This window comes from Bacteroidota bacterium, assembly GCA_041658205.1.
Lineage (GTDB): Bacteria > Bacteroidota > Ignavibacteria > UBA10030 > UBA8401 > UBA8401.
This window is the reverse complement of sequence record JBBAAO010000001.1, coordinates 2653134-2671950: the sequence shown is the minus strand read 5'-3', so window position 1 is coordinate 2671950 and position 18817 is coordinate 2653134. Positions and strand designations below refer to the sequence as shown.

Here is an 18817-nt window from a genome sequence, read left to right as displayed (position 1 = left end):
GTTCATTATGAAAATTGAAGTGTTTTTTTCACCATCCCAGATCGACGACCTATTCTTGCGTGACAAGAATGTTGTTGTGATCGATGTCTTGCGCGCCAGTACATCGGTGATCACTGCGTTGAATAACGGAGCGAAAGAAATTATTCCAGTAAACACTATTGAATCGGCAGTAAAAGTTTCCGGTAATTTGTTTGGTGACGTTGTACTTCGAGGCGGCGAACGGAACGGGAAGATCATTGAAGGATTCAATCTTGGAAACTCTCCTTTGGAATATACCGAGGAAGCAGTAAAGGGGAAATCAATTATTTTTTACACTTCCAACGGTGCGCCCGCGATGTGGAAGGCCCGATATGCAAAGAATCTTATTATTGCAGGATTCGTGAATATGTCCGCGGCAGTTAGACGGATTACTGAATTGAAAGATGATGTATTTATTCTCTGCGCCGGAAAGCATACGCAGTTTTGCGTGGAAGATGCTGTCTGCGCAGGCATGATTATTAAAGAATTAATGGACGATAAAAATACTGAATTTGAATTCAACGATTCGGGTGCAGCAGCGTATACATTGTACAAAAGTGCAAGCAAGAATCTTTTAAAGATGGCGCGGACATGTGATCACGGAAAATTTCTTTTGGAAATTGGTTTTGAAACCGATTTGGAATTCTGTACGAATGTTGATGCGTTCGATGTTGTTCCAGAACTTTCCAGCAATGTGATTAAATTAAAAAAGAAAGCGGATCCTAGTGTTCCGCATGTCCCGATCAGTATTGATACATCCGGTGGAAAAGGAGAATAATGGAAGATTTTCCATTGCCACAACAAGAAATTCCACAGCAACCCGCACGCAAGAAAAAATCTGATAACGGAGCGAAGAAAACATCGCAGCAGCGAAAACAAGTTCTTTCGTTTCTCGTTATCGTCTTCGGGATCATGGCATTATTGTCGATGGTCTCTTATTCTTCAGCCGATGAAGCAAACGGTGATGTTCGTTTTTCCGATCTGTACAAAGTATTTACCAACGATCCTCTGATCCAACAAAAATCTGAATTGACCACCAATTGGCTCGGCCTATTCGGTGCAATTCTCTCTAATTTCCTTATTAACTCAACAGTTGGACTCTTTGCATTCATCGTTCCGACCTTGCTGCTAATGTGGGGATGGACAATGTTGCGAAATGGAGATATTCGCCGACTCGTGTATTTTACCAATTACGCCATTGTTTTGTCGCTGCTAGGAGCAGCATTCTTCGGTCTATTGCGGAAAACGGGATTAGCAGATGTGATTTCATCAGAATGGCATGGAAGTTACGGTGCATTTTTTTCCACGATACTTCAACAGTCTGTTGGACTGACCGGTGGAATCATAATTACATTATCGCTGACTATTGTTACACTGACTCTTGCAATCGATCTTGATCTTCACAAGACTTCAGAACGGATTAAAAGTTTTGTTGTGACGCTTGGTGAGATCTTCGGTGCTAAAATGGAAGAATGGAAAGAACAACAGGAAGTCCGTGCAATGCAGCGTGAAGAAGAAAAAAAGAAAACGGCTGCGGAGATTAAAGTAAAGCGTCCCGATTCCGAACTGCAGATTCAAGAACAACGGCCTGAATCAAAAATTATTCAGCCGAAGAAAGAAATTGTTAAACGTGCTCCGATTGATGTCAAAAAATTGGGCGAAGAGATTTCGTCGTCAATTGATGATTCTGACATTCCTTTAGAAATCAACGAAGGTGTCACAGAAAAAGAAGCGGATCTTGAAGAACGCGAGGTTGACGATGAAGAGATTGACTATGTGTTTCCGTCAGTAGAACTTCTTGATCCAAAGAAATACGAAGAAAAAATAAGTGATGAAGAACTGAAGAGTAATGCAGCACAGCTTCAGGCAAAGCTGGCCGATTTTGATGTTGAAATAGCCAATGTGAGTGTGACTCCGGGACCTGTTGTAACATTGTATGAACTTGTGCCGGCTACAGGTGTAAAGGTTTCGAAGATCACATCGCTGTCCAACGATCTTGCCCTTGCCATGCAGGCGCGCGGTATTCGTATAGAAGCACCAATTCCCGGAAAAGGAACTGTCGGCGTAGAAATTCCAAATAACAAGCCTCAGATTGTTACGATTCGAAGCATCCTCAACTCTGAAAAATTTCGGGACAGCAAATCTGCTCTGCCGCTTGCCATGGGGAAAACAATCACTGGTGAAATCTTTATCGACGATCTAGCGAAGATGCCACATGTTCTTATTGCCGGCGCTACAGGCATGGGAAAAAGCGTTGGAATCAACACGATCATTGCAAGTTTATTATATCGGCTGCATCCATCTGAATTAAAATTCATTCTCGTCGATCCTAAAAAAATTGAGTTGAATCTCTATGAAAATTTAAAAAATCATTATCTTGCCGTTTCGCCCGATATCGATGAGCGGATCATCACACAACCGCAAAATGCTGTACTCGCATTGAAATCGTGCGTGATTGAGATGGAGAGACGATATGATCTGCTCGCATCGGCTGGGGTTCGACACGTGACGGATTACAACGCTCGGTTTAAAGATGGCCGTTTAAAAGGAAAAGATACTGAAATCATTAAACATCGATTTCTGCCGTACATTGTTGTTATTGTTGATGAACTTGCAGATTTGATGATGACAACAGCAAAAGAAGTAGAAGAATCCATTGCTCGTATCGCGCAGCTTGCTCGAGCAGTTGGGATCCATCTTGTCCTTGCAACACAGCGTCCATCGGTTGATGTTATCACGGGTGTGATTAAGGCGAACTTTCCCTCGCGTATTGCTTACGCTGTTTCATCTAAGATTGATTCGCGCACCATCCTTGATGGCAGCGGTGCAGAACAATTGATTGGTCGCGGAGATATGTTGTATCTCTCATCCAGCAGCCCCAAAGCGATCCGAATACAGAATGCGTATATCTCTACCGAAGAGGTTGAAGGAATTGTCGAGCATATCGGCAAACAACAAGGATATAGTAAGATGTATGAACTTCCCTCAGCGCTCGAAAAGAAAAAGGGGGGAAACGGAGGAAATGGCGGAGAACGCGATGAACTATTTGAAGAAGCGGCCCGCATAATCGTTCGGCATCAACAAGGTTCGGTTTCTTTATTGCAGCGTAGATTAAGTGTCGGATATTCACGCGCAGCACGGCTTGTCGATCAATTAGAAGAAGCCGGAATTGTAGGCCAATTTGACGGCAGTAAAGCACGCGAAGTGATGATTGAAGACGAATCACAATTGGAAATTATTCTTAAGAGTTTATAAATCCTGCTGATGAAATTCCTTTCGTTCATATTGTTGTTATTATCGATTGTTTCTGCCCAAGATCTTTCTCCCACAGAGGTGTTGAAAAAAATTCAATCTCGTTACTCCGGTATGAACGATGCGTCAGCTTCTTTTACTCAAACGGTAAATTTGCGGTTCAAGAAAAACGGACAGCAGAATGTGGGCACAGTCAAGATCAAAAAAGGGAATAAATATCGTCTTGAAACCAATCAACAAACGATTGTAACAGACGGTAAAACCGTATGGATGTATACTCCGGCGACCAAGCAAGTTCTTAAAGATACATTTAAACAAAATCGCCAGCCATTCTCTCCAGACAAATTTTTGCTTGGGTTACCGAAGGAATTTTCGGCTACACATGTTGAAAAGGATTCGCAATATGTTGTGCTGAGTCTTCAGCCAACCAAAACGGGATCGACAACATCCTTAATTTTGGCTTTGAAAGTTTGGGTTAATCCAGAAACTTGGATTTTTGAAAAAATAGAGATCACCGATAAAAATAGTACCACAACGACAATTTCACTTTCATCCATCGTGTTCAATAAAGGTATCGCCGAAAAAGATTTCCAATTTGAGATCTCGGGTGATATGAATATTGTGGACCTAACAAAGCTTCAATAAATCATTACTATTGAATTCCTTGATAAAAAATACCATCAGTACACTATTCAGCATTGCTCTTACAGTGCTGTTTTTGTATCTCGCATTTCAAGGGAAAAATATTGATCAATTATGGCATTCATTAATTGATGTCCATTGGAGTTGGTTCGTAGTATTGTTTGTTGGAAGTGCGTTGAGTCATTTGTTGCGTGCATGGCGCTGGAAATACTTGTTGTTTCCGATTAAACAAAATATCTCTCTCCGAAATGCATTTTCTGCAACGATGATCGGCTATCTGGTCAACAATGTTGTTCCACGGCTTGGGGAGTTCGTCCGCCCGTATGCTTTGAAGAAATTGGAAGGAGTTTCCAGGAGTGCAACATTGGGGACAATTGTCCTTGAGCGGGTATTGGATCTTGTAACATTTGCCATTATTGTATTGACCGTAATGGCAATTTACGCAAAACCGTTTACCATTTGGTTTCCCAGTATGGCAGAGTTTGAATGGCTGTTTTTCGTAGGTGCAATTGTGATGCTGATTGTTTTTGTGCTCATTTTTTTGAAAGCCGAAATATTATTCCAGTTCCTGAAAAAATTTCTCGTTCTTCTGCCGACAAAATTTCGAGTGCAAGTAGAAAAGATATTTGATTCGTTCTTAACAGGTTTTCAAGCGGCTAAACATCCCGGTAATTTTTTAATGATTGCTGTGACGAGTTTCATGATCTGGATTCTCTATACCATATTATTGTACGTCCCTTTTTTTATTTATGATTTTTCCAGCAACAGCGAGATAAATTTTGGCGCAGCTGCTGTTTTGCAGGTGGCTTCGGGGTTTGCTTTTGCCTTGCCGACCCCGAGCGGGATCGGAAGTTATCACGCATTTACATCTTTTACGCTTACCCAGATTTTTAATGTCGATTCTGATAGTGCGCTAAGTTATGCTGTGTATACCCACGCCGTTGGATTTATCACAACAACGGTATTGGGATTGTATTATTTTTTAATCGACAGGATGCACGTGAGTGATGTGGTCGGCAAAGGGGAGCCGGAAGAAAAAATATCGTGAAGCAGCTCTGTATATTATTTGTGTTTGTCACCTTTGGATTGTCTCAAGACAATTCATTATCTGCACCGAAGGTGCGTGACAATTCGTTTGCATTCTTTGGCGGAATGGGCGTTCATGTTGTTTCGGCACCGGATATTGTAGAATATATCAATACGGTAACAATATTCTCTCAACGCGTGGATGATTTTGGGACTGCCGTTGACTTTTTCGGAGGAGTGGAATTTCCCATTGCTAACGACTGGGGTGTTAAACTAGAACACGCTTATCTATTCAAATCGTATTCTGTACCGGGAAAACTTGGGGGAATATACGATCTCTATTATTCCACGCAATCTCCTACGATAACGATTCAAAAAATCATTAGCGGCAAGGGTTTTTTTTTCAAGATTGGCGCCGGCGGAGGATATCATTTTGGTTATGCTTCACAAAAAGTGTCAACGTTTGGTATTGTCACAGAATATGTATCTAGCGGAATTGGTGTGAAAGCTGAAGTGGTCGGCCAAACAGCGTTTGATGATAATTTTTTCGGTTATATCGGCGGTTCATTGGGCTGGGAATTTTTGGGCGAATTGAAAGATAGCAAGGGGCTTAATCTTTTTGCTCCAAATTCAACATCACCTGTATCGTTGCGGTATTTCCATGCCGGCATACGTTTTGGCATTATTCAATATCTTTAATTACTTCATTCAACTATAAAGGAAATATGAAATATCTTTACCTGCTTCTGTGTGGTGCGTTGCTGATATCACAATTATCAGACGCACAAAAAAAATCTTCCAAAAATAAAAAAGGAAAATCCGCCGTGAGCGAACAAACAGCAAACCCCAAAAAAGGTTTTGTTACGATCGAGACATCGCTTGGTAACATTACCATTCAATTAAACGATTCTGTTGCGCCGAAACACTCTGCGAACTTTCGTAAATTAGCGAAAGATGGTTACTACGACAGCACAACATTCCATCGCGTGATTCCGAATTTCATGATTCAAGGGGGTGATCCGAATTCAAAGAACGGTGAACGAAGCACTCATGGTATGGGAGGTCCGGAATATCGCATCGATGCTGAGATTGGTCTACCGCACGATCGGGGTGTGATTGCCGCGGCACGACAGGGAGATCAGATCAATCCCCAGAAAATGTCAAATGGAAGCCAGTTTTATATCACTGTTGTCCCGACGACATTCTTAGATGGACAATATTCTGTCTTTGGAAAAGTTGTTGAAGGAATGGATGTTGTTGACAAGATCGTTGCTGTTCCACGCGATCCACGAGATAATCCGCTTGAAAAAGTAATGATTAAAAAAATGACAGTGATTGAATGATATTGACGGGCAGGTATTATTTCCTGCCCTTTTTTTTATGGCAAAATCCAAAGAAAAATTTGAGCCGGAACAGTTTATTTCTTCGTTCAAGAAGAAACAGTTTGCTCCTGTGTATTTTTTCTGCGGAGAAGAGTCATTTTTGATTGAAGAAGTGGTTGATGTTTTGATCGAACAAGCAGTTGATCCAGCCATGAAGGAGTTCAATTTTGATCTTATCCATGGAACCGAGATCGATGGTAAGAAGATCGTTTCGCTTGCTTCATCGTATCCTATGATGGCGGATCGTCGTGTAGTGATCATTAAAGATTTTGACCGAGTGAGCGGAAAAGAAGCACTGGAAACCTACGTTGAAAAGCCATCAGCTTCAACAATCCTCGTTTTAATTGCGCATACTCCTGATTTTCGTAAAAAACCCTTCAGCACATTTAAAAAACTAGGTGTTGTGTTTGAAGCATCACCGCTGAGGGATTTTGAAACAACCGCGTGGATTGAATCCCGAATGAAAAAATTGAAGCGATCCATAGAGCCCGCGGCAGTACAATTACTCTTTTCCTATGTTGGAAGTTCGCTCCGTGAACTGTCGAATGAGATTGAAAAATTATTGCTCACTGTAGAAAACAATGCAAGCATTACGGTGAAAGATGTTGAACATGTTGTCGGTGTTTCTCGTGAATTTTCACCGTTTGAACTGGCAAATAAGATTGCCGAAAAGAACATGGCAAAATCAATTGAAATTGCGGACCGATTGGTGAGTTCCGGAGAAAGTGCGGTAGGAATTATTGCTGTATTAACGCTCCACTTTGTAAAATTATGGAAATTACAGGATGGTATGCGGAACGGAAAATCGGAGCCGGATCTTGCCCGGATAGCATCAACCCACCCGTTTTATTTGAAATCCTATGTTGCACAAGCAAAGAACTACAAACCGAATGAGATCGAAAATGTTTTTGTCCTTCTAGCTGAAGCAGATCTCGCTGCAAAATCATCGGGTGATTCGAAACGTATTCTGACAAAAGCGATTGCCGAGATCATCTCGGGAACGTCCTATCATATGGAAGAAACAGCGGTAATATGAGATTATTCTCTGCGCCTACTTCAGACGAATGGCTATTTCTCGCTATCGTGTTTTTCCTCGTTGTCCTTTTAATTGCAGCAGCAGAGTTGATTCGCAGGTTGTTCAACGGCGATTCAGAATTTACTCGAAAGTTCGTGCACATAATTTCCGGCATATTAATGATGTGTGCTCCGTATGTATTCTACTCTGGTATTCCCGCTGTTACCATTGCCGGAATTATGGTGATTGGGACATTTCTTTCAATCCGTTTTGATTTTCTGAAAAGCATTCACGGAACAGACCGAACTTCTTATGGAACGATGTATCATCCACTATCATTTTTAGTTCTCGTTCTCCTATTTTGGGACATTTCTCCCATGATCCTTTCTATTTCCGTTCTCATTCTCGCAATTCCGGATGCTCTTGCAGCGATCATCGGGCAAAATGTACGCACACGACACTTTCTGTCGATTGGAGCAAATAAAAAAACAGTGGAAGGAAGCATAACAATGTTTCTTTCGACGGTAGCCAGTATCCTGTTAGGTTTTTATTTTTTCAATGTTACAGCTGAAACATCGATAATTATTATTGCGGTAGTCACTTCGCTTTTTGCGACAGGGTGGGAATTGATCAGTTTTAAAGGTCTCGATAATTTTACTGTGCCGTTGAGTACAGCATTTATCCTTCATTATTTTTTAACAATCTCGCCGCATCATGTACCCGAACAATTGATCACAGCCATTGCTCTTGGAGCAGGAATTGGTATTCTTTCCTATTATTTTAAATTTTTATCGCTGAGTGGCAGCATTGCCACCTTTCTTCTTGCGACCATCATCTACGGAATCGGTGGGTGGAAGTGGACGGTGCCAATCCTTACATTCTTTATAGCGTCTAGTCTTCTTTCCAAATATGGAAAATCAAGAAAGAAGAAACTGGAACATATCTTCGATAAAACGGATAAACGCGATTCAGGTCAGGTTGCAGCGAATGGTGGAATTGCAGGAATTATTATTTTGCTGTGGTATATTTTTCCTGAACACATAGAATTATATTTTGTCTATCTCGCTTCAATTGCAGCGGTAACGGCAGACACATGGGGGACTGAAATCGGAACATTGATGAAAGGAAAACCTCGCTCGATTATCACATTTCAAAAAGTCGAAACTGGAACAAGTGGTGGTGTCTCAATTATTGGTTTTGCGGGAGGAATAATTGGAACCACTATTGTCGTCTGCTCGGCATGTTGGATGAATAGCGCTTCTTTTTCCGTTGAACTTGCAATTGCTTTGGTAACAGTTGGATGTATTGGTTCGATCATCGACAGCATTCTTGGTGCAACTATTCAAGCGCAATATGTAACGGAGAGTGGCAAACTCACTGAAAAATCTGTAGTTGACGAAAAACCTACTCGATTGGTGCGAGGATTTCGATGGTTCACGAATGACATGGTAAATTGGTTTTGTGCTGCCAGTGGTGCTGCAACCATGTATTTTTTGCTTTAACCCGTAAAGATTGGTACCTTACATAATATGGAAAAACAAGTAGCAGTACATTCAATAAACATTGGCGCCGGGAATCCGCTTGCGCTGATTGCCGGTCCATGTGTAGTAGAGAACCGCGATATGATTTTTTTCACTGCTGAAAAAATAAAAACTCTCTGTGAAAAATATTCGATTCCTCTCATCTTCAAATCGTCCTACAAAAAAGCGAACCGAACTAGTATGGCAGGATTTGTTACAATTGGAATGGATGAGGCACTGAAGATCTTGGATGAGGTTAAAAAAGCGTTTGATCTTCCCATTTTGACGGATATTCATACTAGTGAAGAAGTAACGACCGTAGCCCAAGTTGCCGATGTATTACAGATTCCGGCATTCCTCTGCAGGCAGACTGATTTACTGATTGCTGCTGGGAAAACAGGCAGAGTAGTGAATATTAAAAAGGGTCAATTTCTCGCGCCGGATGATATTAAACATCCCATCGAAAAAGTCGCTTCAACTGGTAATCAAAAAATTATGGTAACGGAGCGGGGCACAACATTTGGATATCATAATCTTGTTGTGGATATGCGCGGATTAGTGATGATGAAGAAATTTGGCTATCCGGTCGTTTTGGATGCGACACATTCGGTTCAATTACCAAGCGGTGAAAATGGTAAAAGCGGCGGACAACCGGAGTTTATTTTCCCATTGTCCAGAGCCGGAGCGGCCGTAGGAATTGATGCCTTGTTTGTGGAAACGCATCCTGAACCGGCAAAAGCAATGAGTGATGCTGCAAGCCAGCTTCCGTTAGATCAATTGGAAAAGCTGTTGAAGCAAGTGATATCCATTGATAGAATAGTAAAAGAACTTGTGAAATAATATGTCCAACGAATCGATCGACATACAAACAGCAAAGCGTGTCATCCGCATGGAAGCTGAATCGGTTGCCGCATTGGAAAAAAACATTGATGCATCATTCCAAAAAGCAGTTGATATCATTTATCAGTGCAAAGGAAGAGTCGTCGTTACCGGTATGGGAAAATCCGGGATTATCGCACGTAAAATGGTTGCAACAATGAACTCAACAGGGACACCTTCTATTTTTCTCCATCCGTCGGATGCTGTGCACGGCGACCTTGGCATGGTACGCAATGATGATGTTGTCATCTGTATCTCAAAAAGCGGAGATACGCAGGAAGTGCGCCAATTGATGCCAATGTTTAAAAGGATCGGCGTCCCGACGATATCAATGGTCGGGAATATCCATTCTCACCTTGCTTTGCAGTCGGATGTAACACTTGATATTTCTGTAAAGGAAGAAGCTTGCCCGCACAATCTCGCCCCAACGACTTCAACGACAGCAACGCTGGCTATGGGGGATGCTCTTGCAGTAACGTTGCTAGAGAAGAAGAATTTTTCTGCAAATGATTTTGCTATGTTTCATCCGGGCGGCAATCTTGGAAAACGATTGCTGTTAAAGATAGAAGAATTAGCTGTCACGGGCGAACACACTCCAAAGATTGGACTGAGGACGAGTTTAAAAGACGCAATTTTGGAGATGACGACTAAACGACTGGGAGCAACAAGCGTTGTTGATGATAATGGACAACTTGCCGGAATCATTACCGATGGTGACTTACGTCGATTATTACAAAAAACAACAGATGTTACGAATCTTACGGCTGATCAAGTGATGTCGAAGAATCCTAAAACAATTCGCAAAGGAACTCTTGCTTCAATTGCGCTGCAAGAGATGGAGCAATTCAGCATTACGCAACTCATTATTGTTGATGACGAACGAAAACCGTACGGTGTGGTTCACTTACATGATCTTGTCCGTGCAGGACTTGGCGGAGATTCGTCAACGTGAAACTAACAATTATTGCTTCACTGCTGATGCTGTTAATGCTTGGCTGTGAAGAAAAGGTCAGGCCTTCCGTTCTTAGTGGCGTTAACAGTACGCAACTCCCGTCTCAAGAAAGTTGGAATTCCACCATTACCTTTACTGATTCCGGTATTGTAAAATCCATCGTTCAAGCTGGACATATTTATGCTTTTGATAATACGCGGATCACTTATCTGGATTCAGGAGTTATCGTTGATTTTTTTGACGAGATGGGAAAACATACAACAAAGTTAACGTCGAAACGAGGTTCGGTAGACGAAGGAACGAACAATCTTGAAGCGATTGGGAATGTGATTGTAACATCAGACAGCGGAACGGTTGTTCGAACGGAAAAAATGTTTTGGACAAATGAAAAGCAAATGATTCATTCACCTGAATTTGTACACATTACCTCTCCCACTGAAGATTTGAAAGGAACAGGATTTGAATCTGATCATAATCTGCGTAATTACAAAATATTTAAAGTGACAGGAACTGCGGAGCGGAAATGATGAAATGTCTCGTGACATTTTCCCTTCTTCATTTCGTTATGTTTGCTCAGCAATCGGAGACGATTGTTCTTCAAAACGCAGATATTTTTGCAGGAAAACAATTGGAAAATGGTGAGGATGTCCGAGAATTGACCGGCAATGTTCGTTTTCGCCAGGGAAATACAAAAGTGTGGTGCGATAAAGCAATCCAGTTTTTAAGCAGGAACGAAATAGAACTGATCGGAAATGTGAAGATTGTTCGTGATACAGTGACCCTAACGGCAAAAGAAGGAAGATATTACGGAAATTCGCGAAAAGCGGACGGTAAAGGGAATGTTAAGTTGAAAACTCCGAACGTCACGCTATATGCTGAATTGGGAACATATTATCTTGATGAGGAGCGCGCGTATTTTCAACGTAATGTCCGAGTCATCGATTCTGTCACCATCATCTATTCAGAGCAGTTGACATATTTTGAGAAAGAGCGAAGATCCGAAGCGAAAACTAATGTAAGGATTGTGAATCCAAGCGACAACATTACAATGTTTGGCAATCATTTGGTTCATTCTGATTCAACGCATTATAGCAGGATGACGGAGGATCCGCGATTACTCCAGATCGATACGACAGATAAAGGGGAGATTGATACGCTTGCGGTCAAGAGTCTTGTGATGGAATCATTTGACGACTCCACCAAAAGAATGATTGTAAAAGACAGCGTGGTGATTGTCCGCGGCAATCTTGCCGCCAGAAGCGGTTTAGTAAAATTTTTTCGGCAAGATGAAAAGATAGAACTCTATGATAAACCGATCGTTTGGTATGGAGAGAACCAGGTAACCGGCGATACGATATTTTTGGAATTACAAAAAAACCGATTAAAGAGCGCATCAATTAAAACGCGTGCGTTTGTTCTCTCGCAAAGTGATTCGCTATATCCGAATCGTTTTAATCAGTTGACCGGACGATCGATTGTTATGATGTTCAGAAACAACAAACTGCAAGAAACATTTGTTGAAAGAAACGCCATCAGTCTGTATTTTCTCTATGGTGATTCTGCCGGCAACGGCGTAAACAAAACAAGCGGTGATGCCATCAGGATGCAATTTGATGACGGCAAACCCAATACGATTTATGTTATTAAGGGAATAGAAGGATCTTTTTATCCCGAAAACATGCTTGAAAAAAGTGAATCGCAGTTTAACCTGGATGGATTTATCCTGCGAGATGATCGGCCAAATTTTTTAACTGTATTTCCAACAAAGCCACCATTATGACTGAACAAGCAGTACGCAGTACCATGAGTCTTCGTGCCGAGCATCTTGTAAAAAAATACAAGAAGCGTACGGTGGTGAACGATGTAACCGTTTCTGTCCAGCAGGGAGAAATAGTCGGTTTGCTTGGACCGAATGGTGCCGGTAAATCGACGTCATTCTATATGATTGTAGGAATGATCCGACCGAATGGGGGAAAGGTGTTTCTTGATGAACACGATATCACAAAATTGCCAATGTATAAACGTGCGAGGGCTGGTGTAGGGTATTTAACACAAGAAGCATCAGTGTTTAGAACGATGAACGTGCGTGATAATATTTTATCGGTTCTTCAAATGACAAAGTTCTCAATAAAAGAGCAGCATGAACGTGCTGATAGACTTTTGGAAGAGTTTAGTTTATCGCACCTTGCCAAAAGCAAGGGATTTATGCTCTCCGGCGGTGAACGCCGAAGAACGGAAATTGCGCGCGCTATGGCAACTGATCCAAAATTTATTTTGCTGGATGAACCGTTTGCAGGAATCGATCCAATCGCCGTAGAAGATATTATGGAGATCGTGAAACAATTGAAATATCGGAATATCGGTGTATTAATTACTGATCACAATGTTCATGAGACACTATCGATTACGGATCGGTCATATTTGTTATTTGAGGGGAAGATACTGAAAGCGGGAAGCGCAGAAGACCTTGCCAATGATCCTGAGGCACGCCGATTATATTTGGGTGAAGGATTTAAATTAGATCGTTATGAATAATTAAACAGAGAGAGGGTGACCAATGGTTGTTGTTGTTGAACAAAATGCTACCGAAAAAGAAATTGAAGGAATCATAAAAATTCTCCACGATTTTGGGTTTGATGTCCATCGTTCCACGGGAGTAAACCAGACCGTGCTTGGAGCAATCGGCGTAAAACCGGATTTTGATACCCGCCAAGTAGAAGTGCTTCCGGGGGTTGCGCATGCGTATCGGATTACCGAACCATATAAACTCGCCAGTCGTTCGTTTCAACAAGAAAAATCTATCTATAAATTCAAAAATTGTGAGATTGGCGGCGATGCTATTGTTATTATGGCAGGACCGTGTTCTGTAGAGAATGAAAAACAAATCTTCACCGTCGCTGAAAGCGTTGCAAAAGCGGGAGCAAAATTTTTGCGCGGTGGTGCATTTAAGCCGCGGTCTTCGCCATATGCCTTTCAAGGCCTTGGCGAGGAAGGTTTAATACTGATGAGACGAGCAGCAGATGAGTTTGGACTCCTAGTCATCTCTGAGGCAATGGATGGAAATCAACTTGAATTGATGGAGAAGTATGCGGACATCATTCAAATCGGTGCTCGAAATATGCAGAATTATAATTTTCTGCGGGAATTAGGAAAATCTTCAAAGCCGGTGTTACTCAAGCGAGGATTAGCGGCAACATTCGAGGAATGGTTGATGTCTGCTGAATACATCTTATCCGGTGGAAATAAACAAGTGATGATGTGTGAGCGCGGAATACGGACATTTGAAACAGCAACACGCAATACCATGGATATTAGTGCAATTCCTGTTATACATGCAAAGAGTCATTTACCGATTATTGCAGATCCTTCTCACGGAATTGGAATACGGGATAAAGTTATTCCCATGGCTCGTGCGGCTGTAGCAGCCGGTGCCGATGGAATTATTGTGGAAGTTCATAACGATCCAGATCATGCAAAATCAGACGGACCGCAGTCGCTGTATCTGAATCAATTTGATGAGATGATGAAACAGATCCGTGTGATTGCAGAAGCGATCGGAAGAAAAATCGCGTAACATACCTTTAACAGTGTTAGCCACAGATTATTAGAAGACATCTCAAAAATGAAACTATTGCCATTCTGAGCACTTGTCCGCCTTCTTTTGCCGAAGGCATCACTTTCGTGATTGTCGGAAGCCTTGGATGTTTTTATACTAAGCGCAGCGAAGCCCCGTTGTTCGGGGTGCCGTGCATGTAAAAAACTTATCGGCAAAACTGATACTATTTTCAGAATGACCGTGATTTTGTGTTTTTGAGCTGGCTTCTAGTAAACTCTCGTTGAAATCTGTGGCATTATTTTATGGAAACAGCAAATATACATATTACCATCATTGGTCTTGGCGTTATTGGCGGTTCATTGGGTCTTGCGATCAAACAGAACAATTCTGGTGCAATCGTAACGGGATTCGATGAAAAGACTAAGATCAAATCTGCTCTTCATAGAGAAGCGATCGATTACGGCGCCGCATCACTTTCAGCATCCATTCATGATGCGGATATTATTTTTCTCTGTACGCCCGTACATACCATTCTTGAATCTCTTTCGGATATTGCTGTCCATTGCAAGCCCAATGCGATCATAACGGATGTTGGAAGCACAAAATCCGAAATCGTTCGCGCGGCAAAAAAAATATTTCGATCGAACGGAATATTTGTCGGCGGTCACCCCATGGCGGGATCAGAGGGAAAAGGGATTACATACGCCGATGCAATGTTATTTCAAAATGCGACATACGTCCTGTGTGCCGATACAAAACTTCAAAAGAAAATTTCATCGCTGAGTTCACTCCTTCATTTGATCGGAGCTCGTGTGTTGTTTCTTTCCGCTTCGGATCACGATAAAATCGCCGCGACAATCAGTCATTTACCGCAGCTTGTTGCTGTAGCAATGATGAATATGGTTGAACGAAAGAACAGGTCTCATCATGGATATTTACAGCTTGCAGCAGGAGGATTCCGCGATATCACTCGCATCGCTTCAAGTCCTTATGAGATGTGGAGAGATATTCTTGCCAGCAATGCTCATGAGATTCGTGCCATCGTAAAAGCATTTTCTGTTTTGCTTTTGCAGTTTCAAAAAGATCTGAGCACGCCTTCAAAACGTAAAAAATTTTCACAACGTTTTCAGAGCGCAAAAATATTCCGCGATGCCATCCCAAAAAATTCCAAAGGATTCCTACACCCTCTCTTTGAAGTGTACATTTCTGTGGATGACCGGCCAGGAGTTCTTTCTTTATTGACCACTGCGCTCTTCAGAGCGAATATTAATATTAAAGATATTGAGTTGCTTAAGATTTGTGATGGGCGAGGAGGAACATTCCGATTGTCATTTAATACAAAGCGTGAAGCGGAATTAGCAAAGAAAATTTTAGATAAAATTGCTATGACAGCGATGTAGCGCGAATGTTAAGTGAAGAAATGTTTTATCAAAGAGTGTCATCATAAAAATCTTCTCGTGTTCAATTCTTAAACATCCCTTTTTAACAATACCATTTCTATCCACCCCTCGATCAAATAGGATCAAAATGACCGATTGGGAAAACAGAGTAAACTCCCGCATCGCTTGTTTCTGTCGTTGAGTATTTCATCATGTTCATTGCATCACATCATTCATCTTTCAAGAACCATTTCTTCTATCGTTTGTTGATATTCTAACCATCTCTTTCTAATTTGCTTGTGGATATTTTGTTCCGCTTCAGATACCGGAGACGCCTCTCGTGGTACAATCGGTTGACATACTGCATATTCATACACTACCCGCTTCTTTTAATTCCGGATTCATTTATAGTTTATCCCAATCGGTTACACTACCTAGGCTACCGCGTTTTGTTGTTGCAAATATTCTTAACTACAGAACCACATATTACAGTTCACTAGTATGATCGAAAGGAGATTGTTATGAATTCAAATGTAATTGTTACTGATTCAAAAACAGGGAAGAAATTCGATATTCCCAAAGAGATGATCCAGCCGGATATGATGACGATCATCGATAGCAGGACCGATAAGGAATATGCCGTTCCAATTACTAACGGAACAATCAAAGCGATGGATCTTCGACAGATTAAAGTGTCAGAAGATGATTTTGGTATGATGACTTATGATCCAGCATTCATGAATACCGCATCATGTAAGAGCAAGATAACATTCATTGATGGTGATAAGGGGATTCTTCGGTATCGCGGCATCCCAATCGAACAACTGGCAGAACGCAGTTCTTTTCTTGAAGTAGCATACCTCATCATCCACGGCGAACTTCCGACTTCCGAACAGCTTACCGATTGGAAGTACAACATTACTCACCACACAATGCTGCATGAGAACACGAAAAAATTCATGGAAGGATTTAATCATGACGCGCATCCTATGGGAATGCTTGTCAGTACTGTCGGAGCACTTTCGACCTTTTATCCAGAATCACGCAACATTAATGATCCTGAATTACGTCGACTTCAGATGTACCGACTCATTGGAAAAATGCCGACGATCGCAGCATATTGTTACCGTCACCGTCTCGGCATGCCGTATATCTATCCTGATAATGAGTTAAGTTATACCGGCAATTTCCTCAGCATGCTGTTCAAAATGACGGAGATGAAATTTAAAATTAATCCTGTACTGGAGAAAGCACTTGATATTCTCTTCATTCTGCATGCAGATCACGAACAGAATTGCAGTGCGAATGTTATGCGAAGTATTGGCAGTTCTCATGCGGATCCGTATGTGTCCATGGCCGGAGCCGCCGCCGCACTTTACGGACCACTGCATGGCGGAGCTAATGAAGAAGTGTTGTTGATGTTGCGTGAGATTGGTTCAAAGGAACGTGTGCCGGATTACATTAAACGAGTAAAAAATGGGGAAGGGAAATTAATGGGGTTTGGACATCGCATCTACAAGAATTATGACCCCCGCGCAAAAATTATCAAACAGACTGCAGATCAAGTATTTGAAGTGACCGGAAGAAACAAGCTTCTGGATATCGCGCTCGAATTGGAAAAAGCAGCTTTAGAGGATGAGTATTTCATTAAGAGGAAACTGTATCCTAATGTCGATTTCTATTCCGGTATTATTTATCAGGCAATGGGATTCCCAACAGATGCCTTTACAGTATTGTTTGCCATCGCTCGTACGGCTGGATGGCTGGCACAATGGGAAGAGATGCTAATGGATTCCGAGCAAAAAATTGCCCGCCCGCGGCAAATCTATCTTGGTTCAGAACCGAGAGATTTTGTTCCGCGCAGCAGAAGACATTAATCATTTTACGGTATCATACAAATCCAGTTCTCTCTCAATGGGAACTGGATTTTTATTTTACTATCTGATGTTACGCACATCCTTATTGATGAAAGAATATTTCGTCCCTGACGGGACTTGATAATTGATTCGTTTGATCTTCTACAAATATCTTGTCCCTACCGGGACAACAGAACATACAAATTAGTTCATGCTTTTTATTGGTTTTAAAAGCGCCGTAGGCGCGTAATATTTGTAGTGCATTACGATATACAAATTGAAAGTCCCGTCAGGGACGAGATAAGAAGAATTATCGGTTTTGCGTAACATCAGTTACTATGTATGGTTATCCTGTTTTTTGAGATTCATCATTGACGTAAATGAGCATTACAAGAGAAATATTCTTATATACGGAGGAGAGTAATCTTATTAATGTGAAAACCAATATCGGTGTATTCACTCACATCAAAAATTTTATGGAATATCAAACTAAGTCACGCTTTGTTACATATCTTTCGCTCCTTTCCATCGTCGCTGCCGTCTTTATGATCTTTGAGAATATTTCTACGCTGACGATGCTCAATTCACTGGAAAACAGTCAAGAATACCGGATGGCTGAACAAATGCTGCCTTCGTTGTCGATATCTCCAACAGAAACGGTTTTTGAAATAATACTTCAAATGCTTGGTATCGTCGCTTCCATTTCAATGTTTAAGCGATTGAATTGGGGAAGAGTAATGTATATTTCTATATTAACCACGCTTACAGTTATGGGAATCATCACAAGCATTTTTTCCTATCTATCTCTTACAGAATTTATGAAAGGATATGGCGCAGAAACTTCGATGATGCTGTTCGTGTTTGGAAATATTATTGCGATAGGGATTAATGTCTATTTGGCGTGGAGACTGACTAGAAAAGAAATACAGGAAGAGTTTATACGCCAATAACGAGATAGGTATATTGATAAGAGAATAAATAATCCCCGACATCATTCGTATAGAAATATTTATGATGTTGGGTGTTTTTGGTTACTCTTTTTTGGGAGTTGGGGTTGGCGTGGTAGCATCTGATGCCGGTTTTGCTTCAGTTTTCTTCTCTGTTGTTGGAGATGTTGCTTTTTTCTCACCACTACTTTTATAATCGGTCTGGTAAAATCCGCTTCCCTTGAAAATTACTCCACCGCCTCCAATAAGTCGTAATAAGGTCTCGTTATGGCAATTTGGGCATTTCGTTAAATGCGGATCTTTCATTGACTGTACTTCTTCAAACAGATGACCGCAATTGGAACATTTATAATCGTATGTCGGCATAAAATATTTATTGTTACTACAAAAACA

General features: G+C 41.4%; 18 protein-coding genes. 17 read left to right on the top strand and 1 reads right to left on the bottom strand.

Going from position 1 to position 18817, the window contains the following annotated elements; all coding sequences use genetic code 11:
* Positions 1–7: 7 nt before the first annotated feature.
* From WDA22_11015 to WDA22_10935, 17 genes are all read left to right on the top strand, one after another.
* The gene (locus WDA22_11015; GenBank protein ID MFA5833993.1) at positions 8–796 is read left to right on the top strand and encodes a 2-phosphosulfolactate phosphatase; all 789 of its coding nucleotides are present in this window, start codon (positions 8–10) and stop codon (positions 794–796) included.
* Positions 796–3273 carry a DNA translocase FtsK 4TM domain-containing protein gene (locus WDA22_11010; GenBank protein ID MFA5833992.1) on the top strand — a complete coding sequence of 826 codons (2478 nt, stop codon included), beginning with the start codon at positions 796–798 and terminating at the stop codon, positions 3271–3273. The genes WDA22_11015 and WDA22_11010 overlap by 1 nt, the downstream gene beginning before the upstream one ends.
* Before the next feature lie 9 nt (positions 3274–3282).
* On the top strand, positions 3283–3915 hold the full coding sequence (locus WDA22_11005) for an outer membrane lipoprotein carrier protein LolA (GenBank protein MFA5833991.1): 633 nt from the start codon (positions 3283–3285) through the stop codon (positions 3913–3915).
* A gap of 19 nt (positions 3916–3934) precedes the next feature.
* Positions 3935–4960, top strand: coding sequence for a lysylphosphatidylglycerol synthase transmembrane domain-containing protein (locus tag WDA22_11000; protein MFA5833990.1), 1026 nt, complete (start codon positions 3935–3937; stop codon positions 4958–4960).
* Entirely contained in the window at positions 4957–5637 is a 681-nt protein-coding gene (locus WDA22_10995; protein MFA5833989.1) for a hypothetical protein, read from the top strand. The genes WDA22_11000 and WDA22_10995 overlap by 4 nt, the downstream gene beginning before the upstream one ends.
* A 26-nt stretch (positions 5638–5663) precedes the next feature.
* Positions 5664–6281 (top strand): peptidylprolyl isomerase, encoded by a 618-nt coding sequence (locus WDA22_10990; GenBank protein ID MFA5833988.1) that lies wholly within the window; start codon positions 5664–5666, stop codon positions 6279–6281.
* A gap of 37 nt (positions 6282–6318) precedes the next feature.
* On the top strand, positions 6319–7356 hold the full coding sequence (holA, locus tag WDA22_10985) for a DNA polymerase III subunit delta (GenBank protein MFA5833987.1): 1038 nt from the start codon (positions 6319–6321) through the stop codon (positions 7354–7356).
* On the top strand, positions 7353–8837 hold the full coding sequence (locus WDA22_10980; protein MFA5833986.1) for a DUF92 domain-containing protein: 1485 nt from the start codon (positions 7353–7355) through the stop codon (positions 8835–8837). Before holA ends, WDA22_10980 begins: the two co-directional genes overlap by 4 nt.
* A 27-nt stretch (positions 8838–8864) precedes the next feature.
* A complete protein-coding gene (kdsA, locus tag WDA22_10975; GenBank protein ID MFA5833985.1) occupies positions 8865–9695 on the top strand; it encodes a 3-deoxy-8-phosphooctulonate synthase in 831 nt (276 codons plus the stop codon).
* Between the two features lies 1 nt (position 9696).
* Positions 9697–10686 carry a KpsF/GutQ family sugar-phosphate isomerase gene (locus WDA22_10970; protein ID MFA5833984.1) on the top strand — a complete coding sequence of 330 codons (990 nt, stop codon included), beginning with the start codon at positions 9697–9699 and terminating at the stop codon, positions 10684–10686.
* The gene (lptC, locus tag WDA22_10965; protein ID MFA5833983.1) at positions 10683–11213 is read left to right on the top strand and encodes an LPS export ABC transporter periplasmic protein LptC; all 531 of its coding nucleotides are present in this window, start codon (positions 10683–10685) and stop codon (positions 11211–11213) included. The genes WDA22_10970 and lptC overlap by 4 nt, the downstream gene beginning before the upstream one ends.
* On the top strand, positions 11210–12466 hold the full coding sequence (locus tag WDA22_10960; GenBank protein ID MFA5833982.1) for an OstA-like protein: 1257 nt from the start codon (positions 11210–11212) through the stop codon (positions 12464–12466). Before lptC ends, WDA22_10960 begins: the two co-directional genes overlap by 4 nt.
* Positions 12467–12489: 23 nt before the next feature.
* Positions 12490–13221: an LPS export ABC transporter ATP-binding protein gene (lptB, locus tag WDA22_10955; protein MFA5833981.1), complete on the top strand. Its 732-nt coding sequence runs from the start codon at positions 12490–12492 to the stop codon at positions 13219–13221.
* Positions 13222–13243: 22 nt separating this feature from the next.
* The gene (gene aroF / locus WDA22_10950) at positions 13244–14260 is read left to right on the top strand and encodes a 3-deoxy-7-phosphoheptulonate synthase (protein ID MFA5833980.1); all 1017 of its coding nucleotides are present in this window, start codon (positions 13244–13246) and stop codon (positions 14258–14260) included.
* 284 nt (positions 14261–14544) lie between these two features.
* Positions 14545–15642 carry a prephenate dehydrogenase/arogenate dehydrogenase family protein gene (locus WDA22_10945; GenBank protein MFA5833979.1) on the top strand — a complete coding sequence of 366 codons (1098 nt, stop codon included), beginning with the start codon at positions 14545–14547 and terminating at the stop codon, positions 15640–15642.
* Between the two features lie 563 nt (positions 15643–16205).
* Positions 16206–17498, top strand: coding sequence for a citrate synthase (locus WDA22_10940; GenBank protein MFA5833978.1), 1293 nt, complete (start codon positions 16206–16208; stop codon positions 17496–17498).
* Positions 17499–17911: 413 nt separating this feature from the next.
* Entirely contained in the window at positions 17912–18427 is a 516-nt protein-coding gene (locus WDA22_10935) for a hypothetical protein (protein ID MFA5833977.1), read from the top strand.
* Between the two features lie 81 nt (positions 18428–18508).
* Here WDA22_10935 and WDA22_10930 read toward each other — a convergent pair whose 3' ends face one another.
* On the bottom strand, positions 18509–18790 hold the full coding sequence (locus WDA22_10930) for an FmdB family zinc ribbon protein (GenBank protein ID MFA5833976.1): 282 nt from the start codon (positions 18788–18790) through the stop codon (positions 18509–18511).
* Positions 18791–18817 lie beyond the last annotated feature (27 nt).

Bases quoted from the DNA above. Each gene is read 5' to 3' on its own strand.
- WDA22_10980 (MFA5833986.1), top strand. From the start codon at position 7,353: ATGAGATTATTCTCTGCGCCTACTTCAGACGAATGGCTATTTCTCGCT.
- holA (MFA5833987.1), top strand. From the start codon at position 6,319: ATGGCAAAATCCAAAGAAAAATTTGAGCCGGAACAGTTTATTTCTTCG.
- WDA22_10970 (MFA5833984.1), top strand. From the start codon at position 9,697: ATGTCCAACGAATCGATCGACATACAAACAGCAAAGCGTGTCATCCGC.
- WDA22_11015 (MFA5833993.1), top strand. From the start codon at position 8: ATGAAAATTGAAGTGTTTTTTTCACCATCCCAGATCGACGACCTATTC.
- WDA22_10945 (MFA5833979.1), top strand. From the start codon at position 14,545: ATGGAAACAGCAAATATACATATTACCATCATTGGTCTTGGCGTTATT.
- lptB (MFA5833981.1), top strand. From the start codon at position 12,490: ATGAGTCTTCGTGCCGAGCATCTTGTAAAAAAATACAAGAAGCGTACG.
- aroF (MFA5833980.1), top strand. From the start codon at position 13,244: ATGGTTGTTGTTGTTGAACAAAATGCTACCGAAAAAGAAATTGAAGGA.
- WDA22_10960 (MFA5833982.1), top strand. From the start codon at position 11,210: ATGATGAAATGTCTCGTGACATTTTCCCTTCTTCATTTCGTTATGTTT.
- WDA22_10940 (MFA5833978.1), top strand. From the start codon at position 16,206: ATGATCCAGCCGGATATGATGACGATCATCGATAGCAGGACCGATAAG.
- WDA22_10990 (MFA5833988.1), top strand. From the start codon at position 5,664: ATGAAATATCTTTACCTGCTTCTGTGTGGTGCGTTGCTGATATCACAA.
- WDA22_11010 (MFA5833992.1), top strand. From the start codon at position 796: ATGGAAGATTTTCCATTGCCACAACAAGAAATTCCACAGCAACCCGCA.
- kdsA (MFA5833985.1), top strand. From the start codon at position 8,865: ATGGAAAAACAAGTAGCAGTACATTCAATAAACATTGGCGCCGGGAAT.
- WDA22_11005 (MFA5833991.1), top strand. From the start codon at position 3,283: ATGAAATTCCTTTCGTTCATATTGTTGTTATTATCGATTGTTTCTGCC.
- WDA22_10930 (MFA5833976.1), bottom strand. From the start codon at position 18,790: ATGCCGACATACGATTATAAATGTTCCAATTGCGGTCATCTGTTTGAA.